General features: G+C 70.4%; 12 protein-coding genes. 3 read left to right on the top strand and 9 right to left on the bottom strand.

All coding sequences use genetic code 11. The features are described from left to right. Nucleotides 1–505: 505 nt before the first annotated feature. Together hemW and M2157_RS31755 are read right to left on the bottom strand one after the other, a co-directional pair. Nucleotides 506–1,738, bottom strand: coding sequence for a radical SAM family heme chaperone HemW (hemW, locus tag M2157_RS31760; protein ID WP_280857567.1), 1,233 nt, complete (start codon nt 1,736–1,738; stop codon nt 506–508). Between the two features lie 31 nt (nt 1,739–1,769). Continuing rightward, nucleotides 1,770–3,764: an ATP-binding SpoIIE family protein phosphatase gene (locus M2157_RS31755; protein ID WP_280866897.1), complete on the bottom strand. Its 1,995-nt coding sequence runs from the start codon at nt 3,762–3,764 to the stop codon at nt 1,770–1,772. A 103-nt stretch (nt 3,765–3,867) separates the two neighbouring features. On the opposite strand from M2157_RS31755, the gene M2157_RS31750 reads away from it, so the two are divergent. Together M2157_RS31750 and M2157_RS31745 are read left to right on the top strand one after the other, a co-directional pair. After that, nucleotides 3,868–7,992, top strand: coding sequence for a HAMP domain-containing protein (locus M2157_RS31750; RefSeq protein ID WP_280857569.1), 4,125 nt, complete (start codon nt 3,868–3,870; stop codon nt 7,990–7,992). A gap of 13 nt (nt 7,993–8,005) precedes the next feature. Next, complete coding sequence (locus M2157_RS31745; protein ID WP_280866896.1) at nt 8,006–8,554, top strand: response regulator; 549 nt, start codon at nt 8,006–8,008, stop codon at nt 8,552–8,554. A gap of 76 nt (nt 8,555–8,630) precedes the next feature. Here M2157_RS31745 and M2157_RS31740 read toward each other — a convergent pair whose 3' ends face one another. Both M2157_RS31740 and lepA read right to left on the bottom strand, forming a co-directional pair. Further along, nucleotides 8,631–10,505, bottom strand: coding sequence for an AMP-dependent synthetase/ligase (locus tag M2157_RS31740; RefSeq protein ID WP_280866895.1), 1,875 nt, complete (start codon nt 10,503–10,505; stop codon nt 8,631–8,633). 232 nt (nt 10,506–10,737) lie between these two features. Further along, nucleotides 10,738–12,606: a translation elongation factor 4 gene (lepA, locus tag M2157_RS31735; protein WP_280866894.1), complete on the bottom strand. Its 1,869-nt coding sequence runs from the start codon at nt 12,604–12,606 to the stop codon at nt 10,738–10,740. A 255-nt stretch (nt 12,607–12,861) separates the two neighbouring features. Between lepA and rpsT the strand changes: the two genes are divergently transcribed. Beyond that, nucleotides 12,862–13,128 carry a 30S ribosomal protein S20 gene (gene rpsT / locus M2157_RS31730; RefSeq protein ID WP_280857573.1) on the top strand — a complete coding sequence of 89 codons (267 nt, stop codon included), beginning with the start codon at nt 12,862–12,864 and terminating at the stop codon, nt 13,126–13,128. A 234-nt stretch (nt 13,129–13,362) separates the two neighbouring features. On the opposite strand, the gene M2157_RS31725 is transcribed toward rpsT, so the two are convergent. The 5 genes from M2157_RS31725 to M2157_RS31705 all read right to left on the bottom strand — a co-directional run bounded on the left by M2157_RS31725 (nt 13,363) and on the right by M2157_RS31705 (nt 19,050). Then, a complete protein-coding gene (locus M2157_RS31725) occupies nt 13,363–13,761 on the bottom strand; it encodes a nuclear transport factor 2 family protein (RefSeq protein WP_280857574.1) in 399 nt (132 codons plus the stop codon). Nucleotides 13,762–14,020: 259 nt separating this feature from the next. After that, nucleotides 14,021–15,010: a DNA polymerase III subunit delta gene (gene holA / locus M2157_RS31720; protein WP_280857575.1), complete on the bottom strand. Its 990-nt coding sequence runs from the start codon at nt 15,008–15,010 to the stop codon at nt 14,021–14,023. 234 nt (nt 15,011–15,244) lie between these two features. Next, entirely contained in the window at nt 15,245–15,490 is a 246-nt protein-coding gene (locus M2157_RS31715; protein WP_280857576.1) for a hypothetical protein, read from the bottom strand. Between the two features lie 37 nt (nt 15,491–15,527). Next, nucleotides 15,528–16,406 (bottom strand): arylamine N-acetyltransferase, encoded by an 879-nt coding sequence (locus M2157_RS31710; RefSeq protein ID WP_280866893.1) that lies wholly within the window; start codon nt 16,404–16,406, stop codon nt 15,528–15,530. Next, a complete protein-coding gene (locus tag M2157_RS31705) occupies nt 16,387–19,050 on the bottom strand; it encodes a ComEC/Rec2 family competence protein (protein WP_280866892.1) in 2,664 nt (887 codons plus the stop codon). The genes M2157_RS31710 and M2157_RS31705 overlap by 20 nt, the downstream gene beginning before the upstream one ends. Nucleotides 19,051–19,055 lie beyond the last annotated feature (5 nt).

The raw sequence follows: 19,055 nt of genomic DNA, 5'->3' as shown, positions 1-19,055 counted from the left end.
CGGTAGCCGCACATCGATACAGCCCCGCGCCCCTGAGCAGGTTGCGGCTGCGGTCAGTCACCCACCCAAGGGCCGCGGGGAACTGCGCGACCAGCTACAACGAACCCGCAGCCGCCACACAACCCGACGCGTCACCGTTCCTGTGGACTGAGCGGGAGTGAGTCCGTTCAGCCGCGCGCCCCGAACGGGCTTGGGCGAGCTGGTCCCCGGCGTACTCGACCCCGGGGCGGCGACACGCATCCTGTGCGCGGTCCGAGCCTGAGAGGCCAGTTCCCTTACGACCTGGCAGGTCGGTACGGCCAGAGGCGACGGGGAGGCCCTGAACCATCCTCTGGTGGAGCAGGGGCCCCGCACGCTGACGCCGTACCCGGTGTCCCAGGTCGCACGACCACGCCAGCCCGAACAGCCCAGGGCGCCGCAAGCCCGTCAGCGGACGATCACACGATCGAGCTAATGCGGCCTTGTGCGCACTCCTTGGGGAGCAGTACCTACCCCCACCAGGCGCCTAATCCACCAGATCCCGAACCACCGCGTCCGCCAGCAACCGCCCCCGCAGCGTCAGCACAGCCCGGCCCTCCGCGTAAGGCGTCTCCTCGAGCAGCCCCTCCCCCAGCGCCCGGCGGGAAGCGGCCAGACCCTCCTCACGCAGCAGCGACAGCGGTGCCCCCTCCCGCAGCCGCAGCTCCAGCAGGATCCGCTCGACCCGCCGGTCCTCGTCCGACAGCAGCTCACGCCCTGCTCCCGGAGACTTCCCGGAAGCCAGCGCCCCGGCGTACGCACCGGGATGCTTCACGTTCCACCAGCGCACCCCGCCCACGTGCGAGTGCGCCCCGGGCCCGGCGCCCCACCAGTCCGCACCCCGCCAGTACAGCTCGTTGTGCAGGCACCGGCCCGCCTCGGACGTGGCCCAGTTCGACACCTCGTACCAGTCGAACCCGGCCTCCGCGAGCACCGAGTCCGCGATCAGATAACGGTCCGCGTGCACGTCGTCGTCCGTCATCGGAACCTCGCCCCGCCGGATACGGCGAGCCAGCTGGGTGCCCTCCTCGACGATCAGCGCGTACGCCGACACATGATCCGGTCCGGCCCCGATCGCCGCCTCCAGGGACGCCCGCCAGTCGTCGTCCGACTCCCCGGGCGTGCCGTAGATCAGATCCAGGTTGACGTGCGAGAATCCCGCCGCCCGTGCCTCCGCCACGCACGCCTCCGGCCGCCCCGGGGTGTGCGTACGGTCCAGCACCTTCAGCACATGCTGCCGCGCGCTCTGCATCCCGAAGGAGACCCGGTTGAAGCCGCCCTCCCGCAGCTCGGCCAGATACGCCGGGTCCACCGACTCCGGGTTCGCCTCGGTCGTCACCTCCGCGTCGGCGGCCAGCCCGAACTCGTCACGGATCGCCCCCAGCATCCGTACGAGATCCCCGGCGGCCAGCAGCGTGGGCGTACCGCCGCCGACGAACACCGTACGGACCGGGCGCGGGTCGTCGCCGAGGACCTTCCGCGCCAGGCGGATCTCGTCGATCAGCGTCTCGGCGTAGTTGTCGCGGGAGGCCAGCACCCCGCCCGAGCCGCGCAGCTCGGTCGCGGTGTAGGTGTTGAAGTCGCAGTAGCCGCAGCGGGTCGCGCAGTACGGGACGTGCAGATAGAAGCCGAGCGGGCGGCCGGCGGACCCGGTGAGCGCGGACGCGGGGAGTGAGCCGTCGTCGGGGACGGGTTCGCCGTCGGGGAGTGCGGAAGGCATGTCCCTCATTGTCCCGCACCCCGGCGGGCACCTACTCCGCCTGCAGCACCAGCAGCGCCAGATCGTCCTCGGGCGGCCGCGCCCCGAACTCGTGGACCAGCCGCTTGATCCGCTCCGCGATCAGCTCGGCGTCCAGCCCAGCGCAGCCGGCCAGCGCGTCCGCGAGCCCGTCCTCGTCGTCGAACTGCCGGGAGCCGCTGCGCCGCTCGGTCACCCCGTCGGTGACACACAGCAGGCTGTCGCCGGGCCGCAGCTCGAAGGTCTCACTGGTGTACGTCTCGTCCTCGACGACCCCGAGCAGGGTCTGCGGCCGCGCGGCCGTACGGACCTCGCCACCCGATCCGAGCAGCAGCGGCAGCGGATGTCCGGCGGAGGCGAGGGTGCAGCGCACTCCGCCGTCGAAGGGCGCGAGCTCGCCGTAGAGGAGGGACAGGAAGCGGGTCTGCGGGCCGTCGCCGGGGTGCATGGGGCGGCCGCCCGCGGAGGCCAGGGCCCGGGCCGCCGCGTCCGCGGCCTCCGTCGCGTCGTCGAGGAGCAGCTGGTTGAGGCGGTCGAGGACGTCGGCGACGCGGTAGCCCTCGCGGGCCAGCAGCCGGAGCCAGGGCCGGGCTAGGCCGATGACCACGGCGGCCTCGGGGCCCTTGCCCTGAACGTCACCGACGGCGAAGCACCAGCGGCCGTCGCCGGCCGGGAAGAGGTCGTAGAAGTCGCCGCTGGGACCGCCCTTGTCGCACGGCTCGTACACCAGGGCGCTGCGCACTCCGGGGATCTCGGCGACCGCGCCGGGCAGCAGACCGCGCTGGAGCACCGCGCTGATGGTGGCCTGGCGCGCGTACTGGCGGGCCGCGCCGATGGCGAGCGCCACCCGGCGGCTGAGGTCCTCGACGAGCCCGGTGATCTCGTCGGGGAAGGAGACCAGCCCGGCCCGGCCGATGACCAGGGTGCCCAGCGGGCGGCCGCCGGCCGTGAGGCGGTAGGCGAGCGCGGAGCCGTGGGTGCCGTGCGGGCCCAGTGCCTCGCCGGGCCAGGGGAACGGCACCGGCCCGGGACCGTCCGGCCCCGAGCTGCCCGGTGGCTCCTTCTCCAGCGCCTGCCGCAGATCCTCGATCCGGGTCTCGGAGCAGTGCCAGACCCGGGTCAGCCGCGGCCCGGACACACCGCCCTCGCCCCAGCCCGACCCGCTCTCGGCCCCACCGGGACGAGGGGACCCCCAGCGCCCGGCGACCTCGTCCTCCAGCCACACCGCGCACCAGTCGGCCAGGCGCGGCACGATCAGCTGGCCGGCGAGGGCGGCCACCAGGTTCTCGTCCAGCTGGCCGGCGAGCAGGTCGGAGGCCTCGGCGAGGAAGGACAGCGCACCGCGATTCAGCCACTCCCGGTCCTGGTCACCGCGAGAGACGGGAGCGGGCGAGAGCGGGGCCCGGGACGGGGGCGACTCCGGGGCGAGTATCCCGGCGATCCGCAGCGCCCGGTCACGTGCGCGGTCCCCGGCGTACGCCTGGATCCCGTCGAGGGCCTCCTTCCCTCCGGCCGGCAGCTGCGCCCACACGGTCTTGGCGCCCGTGCGGTAGGTGATGCCCCAGGTCTCGGCGAGCGCGGCGACCAGGCGCAGCCCGCGCCCGTACTCCGGTGTGCCGTACGACGGTTCGGGGTCACCGTCGCGAGGCGCGCGCGAGGGATGGTGGTCGAGGACCTCGACGACGAGGGCACCGGTGTGCGCCTCCAGGCGGCAGTCGAGCTCGACGTCGGTGCCCGCGTGGATGACGGCGTTGGTGACGAGCTCGCTGACCACGACCACGGCGTCGTCGGCCTGCCGGTCGGTGAGGAACTCGGTGCCGGGCAGGGCGAGTTCGGCCCATTCGGTGAACGCGGCCCGTAACAGGGCGCGCGCCGCTCCCGGCGCGAGCGGACCGCCGGAAAAGGTGGCGTGGGCGTGCGCCGGGGCGTGCGGGAGCGCGTCGCCGTCGCGCGTCGGCACGTCGGACGCACGGGCAACGGACTCCCGTTGCGCAGGAATGGCCCCCATGTCCGTCTCCCCGAACCAGTTCGGACGAATACACCTCAGTCGATGCGGACAGAGTGACAGACTGGCCACGCCCATAAGCGCCGAGTTACCGAAGTGGGCCGCCATGAGTGAGAACAGTGGTACGCCTGTGCTCGAAGACGGACAGAATGCCGACCGGATGCGAGCATCGGATCTGCGCCCTCTGCTCGCCGCGATGACCGCGGCCCGGGACGGCGACTTCCGCCGGATGCCGGAGTCCGGGGACGGGATCGTGGCCGAACTGACGGCCGTCTTCAACCAGCTGGTGGACCGCAACGTCCACTTCACCGGCGAGGTCAACCGGGTGAAGCGGGAGCTGGTGCGGCACGGCCGGCTCGACGAGCGGCTCTCCCCCAGCCCGGGGCAGGGGTCGTGGGCCTCCCGGGTCGACGACGTGAACCAGCTGCTCGACGCCCTGGTGGCCCCGGCCGCCAACGCGACCCGGGTCCTGGACGCGGTGGCCGGCGGCGATCTGACCCAGCGGGTCGATCTGCACGACGGCAACCGGCAGTTGCGCGGTGATCTACGACGTCTCGGCCGGGCCGTGAACAAGATGGTCGACCAGCTCTCCCTGTTCACCGGCGAGGTGACCCGGGTGGCCCGCGAGGTCGGCACCGAGGGGCGGCTGGGCGGACGGGCCAAGGTGACCGGCCTGTCGGGCAGTTGGCGGGACGTGACCGAGGCGGTCAACACCATGGCGTCCCGGCTGACCGCGCAGGTCCGGGACATCGCCCTGGTGACCACGGCGGTGGCCCGCGGCGATCTGACCCGTACGGTCACGGTCGAGGCGACGGGCGAGCTGCTCGAACTGAAGCTGACCGTGAACACGATGGTCGACCAGCTCTCGGCCTTCGCCGACGAGGTCACCCGGGTGGCCCGCGAGGTCGGCACCGAGGGGCAGTTGGGCGGCCGGGCCCAGGTACGCGGGGTGTCCGGGGTCTGGAAGGACCTCACCGACAACGTGAACTTCATGGCGTCGAACCTGACGTCACAGGTGCGGAACATCGCCCAGGTCACCACGGCCGTGGCCAACGGCGACCTGTCCCAGAAGATCACCGTCGACGCGCAGGGCGAGATCCTCGAGCTGAAGTCGACCATCAACACGATGGTCGACCAGCTCTCCGCCTTCGCCGACGAGGTCACCCGCGTGGCCCGCGAGGTCGGCACCGAGGGCAATCTCGGTGGGCGGGCTCAGGTGCGGGGTGTCAGTGGCGTCTGGAAGGACCTCACCGACAACGTCAACTTCATGGCGGACAACCTGACCTCGCAGGTCCGCAACATCGCGCTGGTGTCGACGGCGGTGGCCCAGGGCGACCTCGGCAAGAAGATCACGGTCGAGGCGAAGGGCGAGATCCTGGAGCTGAAGTCCACCATCAACACGATGGTCGACCAGCTCTCCGCCTTCGCCGACGAGGTCACGCGCGTGGCCCGCGAGGTCGGCACCGAAGGAAACCTGGGCGGCCAGGCGCAGGTGCGGGGCGTGTCGGGTGTCTGGAAGGACCTGACGGACAACGTCAACTTCATGGCCCTGAACCTGACGTCTCAGGTGCGGAACATCGCCCAGGTCACCACGGCCGTGGCCAACGGCGACCTGTCGAAGAAGATCACGGTCGACGCCCGTGGCGAGATCCTCGAACTGAAGGACACCGTCAACACGATGGTGGAGCAGCTGCGTGCCTTCGCCGACGAGGTGACCCGCGTGGCCCGCGAGGTCGGCACCGACGGCCGGCTCGGCGGGCGGGCCCAGGTGCTGGGTGTCTCCGGGGTCTGGCGGGATCTGACCGACAACGTCAACTACATGGCCGACAACCTGACGTCACAGGTGCGGAACATCGCCCAGGTGACGACCGCGGTGGCCAACGGTGACCTCTCCAAGAAGATCGACGTGGACGCGCGCGGCGAGATCCTGGAGCTGAAGACCGCCATCAACACCATGGTCGACACGCTCTCCTCCTTCTCCTCCGAGGTCACCCGCGTGGCCCGCGAGGTGGGCTCCGAAGGCCAACTCGGCGGCCAGGCACGCGTCGAGGGCGTGTACGGCACCTGGAAGCGGCTGACGACGAACGTCAACGAGCTGGCGTCCAACCTGACCACCCAGGTCCGGGCGATCGCCGAGGTCGCCTCCGCGGTGGCTCAAGGAGACATGTCCCGAGCCATCACCGTGGAGACGCAGGGCGAGGTCACCGAGCTCAAGGACAACATCAACCTGATGGTGGCCAATCTCCGCGAGACGACCCGGGCCAAGGACTGGCTGGAGTCGAATCTCGCTCGCCTGGCCGCCCTGATGCAGGGCCACCGGGACCTGATGGAGGTCGCCGACCTGATCCTGCGCGAGCTGACCCCGCTGGTGAACGCCCAGTACGGGGCGTTCTTCCTGGCCGACCCGGACGAGGACGCTCTGCGCACCACCGTGCCCGCAAAGGGACTCGCGTTCATCGCGGGCTACGGTTCGGCGCAGGGCGCGACCGTCGACACCGGCGGCATGCCGGTCCACGGCCTGGTGCGCCAGGCGGCCCGCGAGAAGAAGCGCATCCTGGTGGAGGAGGCCCCACCGGACTACATCAAGATCAACAGCGGGCTCGGCGAGGCGGCCCCGAGCAGTGTCGTCATCATCCCGATCCTCTTCGAGGACAAGCTCCTCGGCGTGATCGAGCTGGCGTCCTTCTCCCGTTTCTCCGATGTCCACCTGGCCTTCTTCGACCAGTTCGTGAACACCATCGGCGTCGCCATCAACACGATCATCGCCAACTCCCGCACCGAGTCACTGCTGGGCGAGTCCCAGCGCCTGGCGATGCAGCTCCAGGAGCGCTCGGACGAACTCCAGAAGCAACAGGCCGAGTTGCAGCGCTCGAACGCGGAACTGGAGGAGAAGGCCGCCCTGTTGGCCACGTCGTCGCAGTACAAGTCGGAGTTCCTGGCGAACATGTCGCACGAACTGCGCACGCCGCTGAACTCCCTGCTGATCCTGGCGAGGCTCCTCTCCGACAACCCCGACGGCCATCTCTCCGACCAGGAGGTGCAGTTCGCGACGACCATCCACCGGTCGGGCTCGGACCTGCTCCAACTGATCAACGACATCCTGGACCTGTCGAAGATCGAGGCCGGCCGGATGGACGTACGCCCGAAGAAGCTGCCGCTCATCAAGCTGCTCGACTACGTCCACGCGACCTTCCGCCCGCTCACCCTGGACCGGGGGCTCGCCTTCGAGGTGGCGGTGGGCGAGGACGTGCCGCGCGAGATGTACTCGGACGAGCAGCGCCTCCAGCAGATCCTGCGCAACCTGCTCTCCAACGCGATCAAGTTCACCGCCGGCGGCCGGGTCGAGCTGCGCGTGAACCGCATCAAGGATCCCGAGCACGTGTACGTCCGCGACAGCGACGACGTGGTCGCCTTCGCGGTCTCCGACACCGGCATCGGCATCGCGCGGGAGAAACTCCCGGTGATCTTCGAGGCGTTCCAGCAGGCCGACGGCACGACGAACCGCAAGTACGGCGGCACAGGGCTCGGCCTGTCCATCAGCCGGGAGATCGCGGGCCTGCTGGGCGGCCGTATCGTCGCGGAGAGCGAACCCGGCAAGGGCTCCACCTTCACGCTCTACGTCCCCGTCGTCAGCCCCGGCCACCCGGCGACCGGCCCGACCGCCGAGGACCGTCTCCTGCCGGCCCCGGAGGACCTGTCCACCGAGCCCTACCCGACCGCCCACGACGCCGAGGACTCCTGGCCGGCCCCCACCAAGCTGGAGGCGTGGACGGCGGGCCGGGCAGGGCAGGTGCTGTCCGGACGGCGGGTGCTGATCGTCGACGACGACATCCGCAACGTCTTCGCCCTCACCCATGTGCTGGGCCGGGTCGGCATGCCGGTCCTGTACGCGGAGAACGGCCGCGAGGGCATCGAGACCCTGGAGCGCAACCCGGATGTGGAACTCGTCCTGATGGACATCATGATGCCGGAGATGGACGGCTACGAGACCATCGCCGCCATCCGCCGCACCTCGCGCTGGTCCGGTCTGCCCATCGTCGCGCTCACCGCGAAGGCGATGCCCGGCGACCGCGAGAAGTCGATCGCGCGCGGCGCCAACGACTACGTACCCAAGCCGGTGGACGTCGACCAGCTACTGACCGTCGTCTGGGCACTTCTGGACCCCGAGGGTGCTCAGGCGGAGGAGCGGACCGACGCAGAGGAAGCGGTGGTCCCGCCCACCGACGACTGAATGAGGCAGTCACATGAGCAGCGCCGAGGCAAGGACCGACGAGAGCGCAGGCATCCTCCTGGTCGACGACATGGAGGACAACCTGATCGCCCTGGAGGCCGTCCTGGGATCCCTCAACGAACCACTGTTCCGCGCCCGTTCGGGCGAGGAGGCGATGAAGGCCCTGCTCCGCCGCCAGTTCGCCCTGGTCCTCCTGGACGTCCGCATGCCGGGCATGGACGGCTTCGAGACGGCGGCGCACATCAAACGCCTGGACCAGACGAAGGACGTCCCGATCATCTTCCTCACGGGCGTGGAGGACGACTCCGGCTACGCCTTCCGCGGCTATGCGACGGGCGCCGCGGACTACCTGACCAAGCCGTTCGACCCCTGGGTGCTCCGCGCGAAGGTCAGCGTGTTCCTGGACCTGCACAGGAAGAACCAGCAGCTGGAGAGGCTGCTGGTGCGGCAACGGACGGACTACGAGGAGGTGAGCAAACAACTGGAGGATCTGGAGCAGGAGGTGACCGAGCCCCAGCGCACGAGGATCAAGGAACTCCGGCACCTGCTCGAGAAACGGTGAGGTCGGTCAGGGGCGCGGGGAACTGCGCGACAAGCCACGACGAACCCGCGGCCGCCAAGCAGTCCCCCACCACCCCCTACGCCTCGCGAGAGCCCGCGTACATCTCCTCGATGAGGTGCTTGTACTCCCGCTCCACCACAGGCCGCTTCAGCTTCAGGCTCGGCGTGATCTCACCGTGCTCCACGTCCAGGTCCCTCGGCAGCAACCGGAACTTCTTGATCGTCTGCCACCGCTGAAGCCCCTCGTTGAGCTGCTTCACATAGCCCTCGACCATGGAGACGGTGACGGGCGCGGCGACGACCTCCGCGTACGACTTGCCTTCGAGCCCGTTCTCCTTGGCCCACTCCAGGATGGACACCTCGTCCAGCGCGATGAGCGCCGTGCAGAAGTTCCGGTCCGCCCCGTGCACCAGGATGTTGGACACGTACGGACACACCGCCTTGAACTGTCCCTCGACCTCGGCGGGCGCGATGTACTTGCCGCCGGACGTCTTGATGAGGTCCTTCTTGCGGTCGGTGATCCGCAGATACCCGTCCGGCGACAGCTCACCGATGTCCCCGGTGTGGAACCACCCGTCGGCCTCGAGGACCTCGGCGGTCTTCTCGGGCAGTCCGTGGTACCCCTCCATGATCCCCGGGCCCCGCAGCAGGATCTCCCCGTCGTCCGCGATACGGACCTCCGTGCCGGGCAGCGGCTTGCCGACCGTACCGGTGCGGTAGGCCTCGCCCGGGTTCACGAAGGAGGCCGCCGAGGACTCCGTGAGGCCGTAGCCCTCGAGGATGTGGATGCCGGCGCCGGCGAAGAAGTACCCGATCTCGGGTGCGAGCGCGGCCGACCCGGAGACACACGCCCGCAGGTTCCCGCCGAACGCCTCCCGGATCTTCGAGAAGACCAGCGCGTCGGCCACCTTGTGCTTGGCGCTCAGCCCGAAGGACGCACCCGCGGTGCCGGTGCGCCGGAAGTTGTCCTGGCTCTCCTTGGCATAGGCGCGGCCGACCTCGGCGGCCCACTGGAAGATCTTGTACTTGGCACCGCCGCCCGCACGGGCCTTGGCGGCTACCCCGTTGTAGACCTTCTCGAAGATGCGCGGGACGGCCGCCATGTACGTCGGCTGCACGACCGGCAGATTCTCGATGATCTTGTCGACTCGGCCGTCGACGGCCGTGACGTGACCGACCTCGATCTGCCCGGAGGTGAGCACCTTGCCGAAGACGTGGGCGAGCGGCAGCCACAGGTACTGCACGTCCTCGCTGCTGATCAGGCCGGTCGCGGCGGTCGCCTTCGCCATGTAGGCCCAGTTGTCGTGCGGCAGCCGTACACCCTTGGGACGGCCGGTGGTGCCGGAGGTGTAGATCAGCGTCGCGAGCTGGTCCTTGGTGATCGCGCCGACCCGCTCCTTGATCAGGTCGGGGTCCTTCTCGAGGCGGGAGGCACCACGGGCCTCCAGCTCGGAGAGGGTCAGGATCCAGTCGTCGGTCTCGACACCGGCCGGGTCGATCACCACGACATGGGTGAGGGCGGGCAGTTCGCCGCGCTTCTCGACCGCCTTGGCGAGCTGGGCCGCGTCCTCCGCGATCAGCACCCGGCTCTCGGAGTCGGAGAGGATGAACGCCGACTCGTCGGCGTTGGTCTGCGGGTAGACCGTGGTCGTGGCGGCGCCGGCGCACATGATGCCGAGGTCCGCGAGGATCCACTCGATCCGGGTCGAGGAGGCGAGGGCGACCCGCTGCTCCGGCTGTACTCCCAGTTCGATCAGCCCGGCCGCGATGGCGTACACCCGCTCCGCGGCCTGCGCCCAGCTGAGCGACTTCCAGTCGTCCGGGCCCTGCCCGGAGGCCGCCGGTACCGGGTACCGGTACGCCTCGGCGTCCGGCGTGGCCGCAACGCGCTCCAGGAAGACGGTCGCCACACTCGGCGGACGGTTCTCGATCAGTGTCTGTGTGTCGCTCACGACATCCTCCGGGCCCGCGACAATGCGGCTGGCTCAGGTTGCGGCTGTTGTTTAACTCGCGAGTAACTATCGAGCAGGGATCAGAGTAAAGCGCGGCCGAGCCGTTCGTAAGGGGCGGCGGCCTGTCACTTCCTACAGAGCGCGACCCTACGCACGCGTAGGGGTCCACCGCACTTTCGCACGACGGACCCCTTTCCGTCCGATTCGACGGGTAACCGGCTGTAACCCGCGGTTACTTCTTGCCCTTGCCCGACCCCGCGCTGTCATCGCTGGAGAGCACGGCGATGAAGGCCTCCTGCGGAACCTCCACGGAACCCACCATCTTCATCCGCTTCTTGCCTTCCTTCTGCTTCTCAAGGAGCTTCCGCTTACGGGAGATGTCACCGCCGTAGCACTTGGCGAGGACGTCCTTGCGGATGGCGCGGATGGTCTCGCGGGCGATGACCCGGGAGCCGATGGCGGCCTGGATGGGCACCTCGAAGGCCTGCCGCGGGATGAGCTCACGCAGCTTGGCGACGAGCCGCACACCGTAGGCGTAGGCCGCGTCCTTGTGCGTGATCGCCGAGAACGCGTCCACCTTGTCGCCGTGCAGCAGGATATCGACCTTGACCAGGCTGGAGGCCAGCTCGCCGGTGGGCTCGTAGTCCAGCGACGCGTAACCGCGCGTCTTCGACTTCAGCTGGTCGAAGAAGTCGAAGACGATCTCCGCGAGGGGAAGCGTGTAGCGGATCTCGACCCGGTCCTCGGACAGGTAGTCCATGCCGAGCAGGGTGCCGCGCCGGGTCTGGCACAGCTCCATGATCGAGCCGATGAACTCGGACGGGGCGAGGATCGTGGCGCGTACGACGGGCTCGTACACCTCACTGATCTTCCCCTCCGGGAACTCGCTCGGGTTGGTGACGGTGTGCTCGGTGCCGTCCTCCATGAGGACGCGGTAGACCACGTTCGGCGCGGTGGCGATCAGGTCGAGGCCGAACTCGCGCTCCAGCCGCTCCCGGATCACGTCGAGGTGCAGCAGGCCGAGGAAGCCGACACGGAAGCCGAAGCCGAGGGCGGCGGAGGTCTCCGGCTCGTAGACGAGGGCGGCGTCGTTGAGCTGGAGCTTGTCGAGGGCGTCACGCAGCTCGGGGTAGTCGGAGCCGTCCAGCGGATACAGGCCCGAGAAGACCATCGGCTTGGGGTCCTTGTAGCCGCCGAGCGCCTCGGTCGCGCCCTTGTTCAAGGTGGTGATCGTGTCACCGACCTTGGACTGGCGGACGTCCTTCACGCCGGTGATGATGTAGCCCACCTCGCCGACGCCGAGACCGTCGGCGGAGAGCATCTCGGGCGAGTTGGTCCCGATCTCCAGCAGTTCGTGCGTGGCGTTCGTGGACATCATCCGGATGCGCTCGCGCTTGTTGAGCTGTCCGTCGATGACTCGTACGTACGTCACCACGCCCCGATAGGAGTCGTAGACGGAGTCGAAGATCATCGCGCGGGCCGGAGCGTCCTGGACGCCGATGGGGGCGGGAACCTCCGCCACCACCTTGTCGAGCAGCGCCTCGACGCCGAGCCCGGTCTTGGCGGAGACCTTGAGCACGTCCGCGGGGTCGCAGCCGATGAGGTTGGCGAGTTCCTCGGAGAACTTCTCCGGCTGGGCGGCCGGCAGGTCGATCTTGTTCAGTACGGGGATGATCTTGAGGTCGTTCTCCATCGCCAGGTAGAGGTTGGCGAGGGTCTGGGCCTCGATGCCCTGGGCGGCGTCGACGAGGAGGACGGTGCCCTCACAGGCGGCGAGCGACCGCGAGACCTCGTAGGTGAAGTCGACGTGCCCCGGAGTGTCGATCATGTTGAGGATGTGCGTGTTGGTCTTGTCGTGGGTCGGGGCCCACGGCAGACGCACCGCCTGCGACTTGATCGTGATTCCGCGCTCACGCTCGATGTCCATGCGGTCGAGATACTGAGCACGCATCTGGCGCTGCTCGACCACGCCGGTCAGCTGGAGCATCCGGTCGGCGAGCGTGGACTTGCCGTGGTCGATGTGCGCGATGATGCAGAAGTTGCGGATCAGAGCCGGGTCGGTACGGCTCGGCTCGGGCACGTGGCTGGGGATCGCGGGCACGCAGGGTCCTGATTCTTGAGGCGTCCGCAGTGTCTGCGGTCTCGGGTCGGATCGATACGTAGCCTCCATGGTCCCACGGGCGGGGACCGGCGACCGGTTTGGGCCACTCACGGAGCCGCTGGTAGTCTGGGTGGCTGTGTCCTCATGCCCTCTCAGCACGAGGCACAACTCCGAGAAATCACCTGGTACGGGACCCTGGGTTTTCCTTCACCGGAATCCTCCTGGCCCCGTGCCTGAACCTGTAGAGGCTCATTCGTGGCGAACATCAAGTCCCAGATCAAGCGGATCAAGACCAACGAGAAGGCCCGGCTGCGCAACAAGGCCGTCAAGTCCTCCCTGAAGACCGCGATCCGCAAGGCCCGTGAGGCCGCTGCCGCGGGTGACGCCGAGAAGGCCACCGAGTACCAGCGCGCTGCTGCGCGTGCGCTCGACAAGGCCGTCTCCAAGGGCGTCATCCACAAGAACCAGGCCGCCAACAAGAAGTCGGCGCTTGCTTCGAAGGTCGCCGGCGTCCAGGGCTGACTCTTTCTGATCTGACCGGTCCTGTTCCTACGGGACCGAACCGCCGGAAGGACCCAGAGCGGGCCCTCTCTCATCCGCTCCCGACCGGCCCCCAGGAGCCACGCGCGGCCTGCGTTCGCCACGCGGGCGTGACTCCGACAGCTTGAACCGAAGGCCCCGGTGCCGTGCCCTTCCCCAGGGCAGGGTGACCGGGGCCTTCGTCATGACATGCGTGGATTCCCGTCTGCCGGGGGCTCAGTCCGACCAGAACTCGTTGCTCTTGTCGATGTCCTCGACGCACTCGTCGAGGTCGGTGACCTTGTCCCCGACGATCCGGAAGACGATGCACCCGGTGTCGTCCAGGCGGCGGCCCTTCCGCTCGGCCGTGAACCGGCACATCCCGACGGCGTGACCACGCCCGTCCACGGCGATCCCGAGCATCTCCAGGCGCATCGACCCGCCGGTCTCCTGCCCGAGCCTCTGATACATGTCGATGATCGCGTCCTGCCCCTTGAAGTCCCCCGAGAGCGGGTGACTACCGGGCACGTGATGCGTGGCGTCGTTCGCGATCAACTCCCGCAGGGTGTCCATGTCCCCCCGCATGAACGCCTCGAACCCCTTACGCACGAGCACTGCGTGCGGATGCTCAGCCATGACGACCGCCACCTCTCCGTTGTCCGGCGATGTTCGGCTGACATGACGATTCTCCTCCCGAGTACCGGGGGGAGCCACAGCAGGAGGGGGTGGTACCGGGGCCTGAGGGGGGCAGCGCCCGAAGGGGCGCGGGGAACCGCGCGACCGGCCACAGCGCAGGCGCAGACGCGCTACGGCAACGCGGGGCACCCCCGATGGCGCGACGGCTCCCAGACAGGCACGGGCACAGGCACAGGCACAGGCACAGGCACGCCGTACGCTAACCGCGCCCCCGAGACCGCGCCGCCCGAGCAATCGCCACGACCGCCTTCTCCAGGGCGTACCCGGGATCGTCCCCGCCGCCCTTCACCCCCGCGTCCGCCTCAGCCACGGCCCGCAGCGCAACGGCGACCCCGTCCGGCGTCCACCCCCGCATCTGCTGTCGCACCCGATCGATCTTCCAGGGCGGCATCCCCAGCTCACGCGCGAGATCAGCGGGCCGCCCGCCACGGGCGGACGACAGCTTCCCGATCGCCCGCACGCCCTGGGCCAGCGCACTGGTGATCATGACCGGCGCGACCCCGGTCGACAACGACCACCGCAACGCCTCCAACGCCTCCGCGGCCCGCCCCTCCACGGCCCGGTCGGCAACGGTGAAACTGGAAGCCTCGGCCCGCCCCGTGTAGTACCGCCCCACGACGGCCTCGTCGATCGTGCCCTCGACATCCGCGACCAGCTGAGACACGGCGGACGCCAGCTCCCGCAGATCACTTCCGATCGCATCGACCAGGGCCTGGCACGCCTCGGGTGTGGCGGACCGCCCCGTCCCCCGGAACTCCTGCCGCACGAAGGCCAGCCGGTCCGCCGGCTTGGTCATCTTCGGACAGAGGACCTCTCGGGCCCCCGCCTTCCGCGCGGCGTCGAGCAGTGTCTTGCCCTTGGCTCCCCCCGCGTGCAGCAGCACCAGGGTGATCTCCTCGGCGGGCGCCCCGAGATACGCCTTCACATCCTTGACGGTGTCGGCGGAGAGATCCTGCGCATTGCGCACGACCACGACCTTGCGCTCCGCGAACAGCGACGGACTGGTCAACTCGGCAAGCGTCCCCGGCTGCAACTGCTCCGGGCTCAGATCCCGCACATCCGTATCCGCGTCGGCGGCCCGAGCAGCAGCGACCACCTCCCGCACAGCCCGGTCGAGCAGGAGCTCCTCCTGCCCCACAGCAAGGGTCAAAGGGGCGAGAGGGTCGTCATGAGCAGTCTTCTTGGCCATCGCGTACAGCATGGCACGCGGCACTGACAGCGCCGTAGCCGCGGGCCGGTGAGGGATGCTTGGGGGCTGGTGGGGCGCCGGTGCATTGGTCGCGCAGTTCCTCGCGCCCTGGACGGGCGCGATCACGCCGGCCCAGCAGCGCTGCCCGCGCAGCACCCCGCCGGCGCGGGCGAGCGAAAACCCACCCCCGCCGGACCACCGAGCCTCACCTCACCCGGCCAAGCCGCCGCAGGCTCACGGCTCTTCCCGCCATCCGTCCCACTCCCCCACGAACTCGTTCAGCTCCCCGGCGTCCAACCGCCCCGCCGCGTCCCGCAGCACCACGAGCCACTGCGCGTCCTCCGCATCGTCCTCCCCCGCCAGCGCGTCCCGAACGACCTGCGGCTCCTCATCCACCCGGAACCGCTCCGAGAGCGCCTCGACGACCTCCTCCGCGGCATCCCGATCAGGCAGCACCAGCACATGTCTCACATCGCTCACGGCACCATTTTCCAGCCCGGCCCCAGCGCCCGACCGCTCACCCCTTCGACACGGCCTGCACACCGCCGTTCCCGTCGGGGTTTCGTACAGTCGGCACCCGGTCGAGCTCGATACCGAACCTCTCCCGGTACGCCCCCAGCACCTCCTCGTCCGTCTCCAACTCCCGCTCCTCCCGCGCCCCGTCGGCCGCCGTCACCTTGAAGGTGCGACCGCTGAGAGTGATCCGCCCGCCGTCCTCCGTCACCCTCGAACACACCAGTGACCGGGTGAAGTGCGAGGCCGACGAGGTGCTGTGCCACCAGGCTCCGGCCACGAAATCACCGAGCGCCCGGGGCCGCACCTCCAGCCGGTACTGGCTCCTGCCGCCCATGACCACATCCAGATCCGCGGCGTCAGCCCCTCCCTTCTGCACCCCACCGTCCCCGCTCCGCACCCCGGCGGCATCGGGCCCCGCCTCGACAATCCGGAAGGTGCCGCCGGGATCCTCCTGCTCGCCCCGCGCCCCGAACGCCAGCGGGTAGTGGCTGTGCGCCCCGAACCCGACATCGGCCAGCCAATCGCCCCCGTCCACCGTCCGCACCCGCAGTGCGAGATGGTCGTACGGGATCCCGAGCCGCCCCTCGTCCGCGTACACCCGGCCGGCGAGCAGCGTGACGTCGAAGCCGAGCGCGGCCAGCAACGCCCCGAACGCCCCGTTCAGTTCGTAGCAGAACCCTCCCCTCCTGGCGCCCACCACCTTCTCCACCAGCCGCTCCTCCTCCAGCACGATCTCCTCACCGAGGTGGACCGACAGGTTCTCGAAGGGCACGGTCTGCAGATGGCGCAGATGCAGCTCGCGCAGGACCTCCACGGTGGGCCACGCCGGGTGCTGGACTCCCAGTCGGCGGAGATACGCGTCAACCTGTGTGGGATTCATGCCTCCAGTCTCGCGCCACCCACAGCTCCCCACCCCCCGCGCCACCGCCTCCACCGCCACCGCCACCGGCGCCGCGCCCCGCACCTCCTCCGTCTCCGTTTCCGCCGCCCGCCCCGGCGACCGCCAGCGCCCCGTCCCGGTCCGTCCGCAGCACCACCGCGCCCCCGGCCTGCAGCGCGGCGACCGTACTGGGAGCCGGATGGCCGTACGAGTTGTCGGCACCGACGGAGATGAGCGCCAGCCGCGGGGCGGCCCTGCGTATCAGCTCCGGGTCCTGGTAGGCCGAACCGTGGTGAGCGACCTTGAGGACATCCACCCCGGCCAGCCGCGCACCCGCCGGCGATCTCAACAGCTCCTGCTGGGCCGGGGGTTCGAGGTCCCCGAGGAGGAGGAAGCGCAGCCCGGCCGACCGTACGAGCATCGTGACACTGGCGTCGTTCGGCCCGCCCGTCGCCGCCACCGTCGCCGGGCCCGCCGGCGGCCACAGCACCTCCCAGGTCAGCGCTCCCGTACACCGCTCCTCGCCGGCCACGGCACGCGTCACCGGAATGCGCCGGGCGGCCGCCTCCCGCCGTACGGCCTCGGCCTGGTCCAGCGGCTCCTCGAGCCCCGTCGTCTCGATCGCCCCCACCGACCGCCCCCGCAGTACCCCGGCCAGCCCCGCCACATGGTCGGCGTGGAAATGGGTCAGCACCACGAGCGGCACCTTGGTGATGCCGAGCGTGCGCAGACAGTCGTCGACGAGCCCCGGATCGGGTCCGGCGTCCACGACCACTCCCGAGCCCTCGCCCGCCGCCAGCACCATCGCGTCGCCCTGGCCCACGTCACACATCGCCAGCCGCCAGCCCGGCGGTGGCCAGCCTGTGATCACCCGGGTCAGAGGTGGCGGCTGCACGACCGCCAGCACGAACGCCATGGCGCAGACGGCACACCACCAGGGATGCCTCAGCAGCCGTCGCCCGACGAGCAGCAGGAGCCCGGTGACGAGAGCGAGCAGCCCCGCGCCTGTCCAGCTGCCCGGCCAGTCCACTCCCCCGCCGGGCAGCGACGCACCGGTCCGGGCGACGTCCGCGATCCACCCGGCGGGCCAACTCGCGCACCAGGCCAGCGCCTTGGCCACCGGCATCGCCACGGGTGCGGTCGCCAGCGCCGCGAAGCCGAGCACCGTGGCCGGGGCGACCGCGAACTCCACGAGCAGATTGCACGGCACCGCCACCAGGCTCACCCGCGCCGACAGCACGGCGACCACCGGCGCGCACAGGGCCTGCGCGGCTGCCGCGGCGGCCAGCGCCTCCGCCAACCGCGGCGGCACCCGGCGCCGGCGCAATGCCAGGCTCCAGCGCGGCGCGAGCGTGAGCAGGGCTCCGGTGGCCAGCACGGAGAGCAGGAAGCCGTAACTGCGGGCCAGCCACGGGTCGTACAGCACCAGCAGCAGGACGGCTGTCGCCAGCGCCGGGATCAGTGATCTGCGGCGTCCGGTCGCGAGAGCGAGCAACGCGACGGCCCCGCAGGCCGCGGCCCGCAGCACGCTCGGGTCCGGCCGGCACACGACGACGAAACCCAGCGTGAGCCCGCCGCCGAGCAACGCGGTCGTCCGCAGCGACACCCCGAGGCGGGGCGCCAGTCCTCGTCGCTCGACGAGCTGGGCGAGTCCGGGCGGCCCGATGAGCAGGGCGAGCAGGATCGTGAGGTTGCTGCCGGAGACGGCGAGCGTGTGCGCGAGGTCGGTCTCCTTGAAGGCCTCGTCCAACTCGGGCGTGATCCGCGAGGTGTCCCCGACGACCAGCCCCGGCAACAGCGCCCGGGCATCCGCCGGCAACCCGTCGGTGGCTTCCCGCAGCCCTGCCCGCAAACGCCCCGCGAACCGCTGCGTCCCCGACGCCTCCCCCACGACCTCGGGCCCTCCGCGGTCCCACACCCGCAGTACGGCCGCGACCCGGTCACCCCCGGCCAACGCCGGCGCGGCACGCGCGGTGACCCGCACCCGCGTGGACGGCAGCAACCCGAGCCAGGGCGACCGAGCCGGACCTTCCACGGCGGACGGCGCACTACGGGCGGCCCCCTGTGCACCCGAGCCGGCCCCCGCACGCGCGTCGACGATCAACAGCACCGGCGCCCGCGTCACCACCGCCCGCCCGTCCACCGTCTCCACCCGCCGGACGTCGGCGCCGATGACGACGGCGGTCGGGGCCGCGTGGTCCCCCGTGATCCGGGGCCGGGTCAGCCGGGGGTCGGCGGTCACCTCGACCTCGGCGGTCACGGTGGCGTACTGCCTGGCCAGTGCGGGCACCGGGCCCCGCCGCAGATCGGCCCCGTGCAGCCCGGCGGACACGGCGGCCGCCGCGACACAGAGCAGCACAGCGGCGACCGGCACCCGGCCGCCCCTTCCCGGGCCCCGCACTCCGCGCCACCGTCCCGACAACAACACGCAGGCGATGACCAGGCACCCGGCCACCACCCCGGTCACCCACCCCGGCGAGGCATCGAGGGCCACAGCGGCCGTGCCCCAGGCCGCGAGCGCCGCAGGCACCAGACGCAGATCCGTAGGCCCTTCCTGCCGCGGGTGGGCGTCCCCGAGCCGCTTCCCCGAGGCGGCGTGCACAGCGGCCCGCTCCGGCGCCTCGCTCTCATGCCCTCGCCGCATCCTGG

Source organism: Streptomyces sp. SAI-127, from assembly GCF_029894425.1.
In the GTDB taxonomy this organism is placed as follows: Bacteria; Actinomycetota; Actinomycetes; order Streptomycetales; family Streptomycetaceae; genus Streptomyces.
This window is presented reverse-complemented; position numbering and strand designations above follow the sequence as displayed.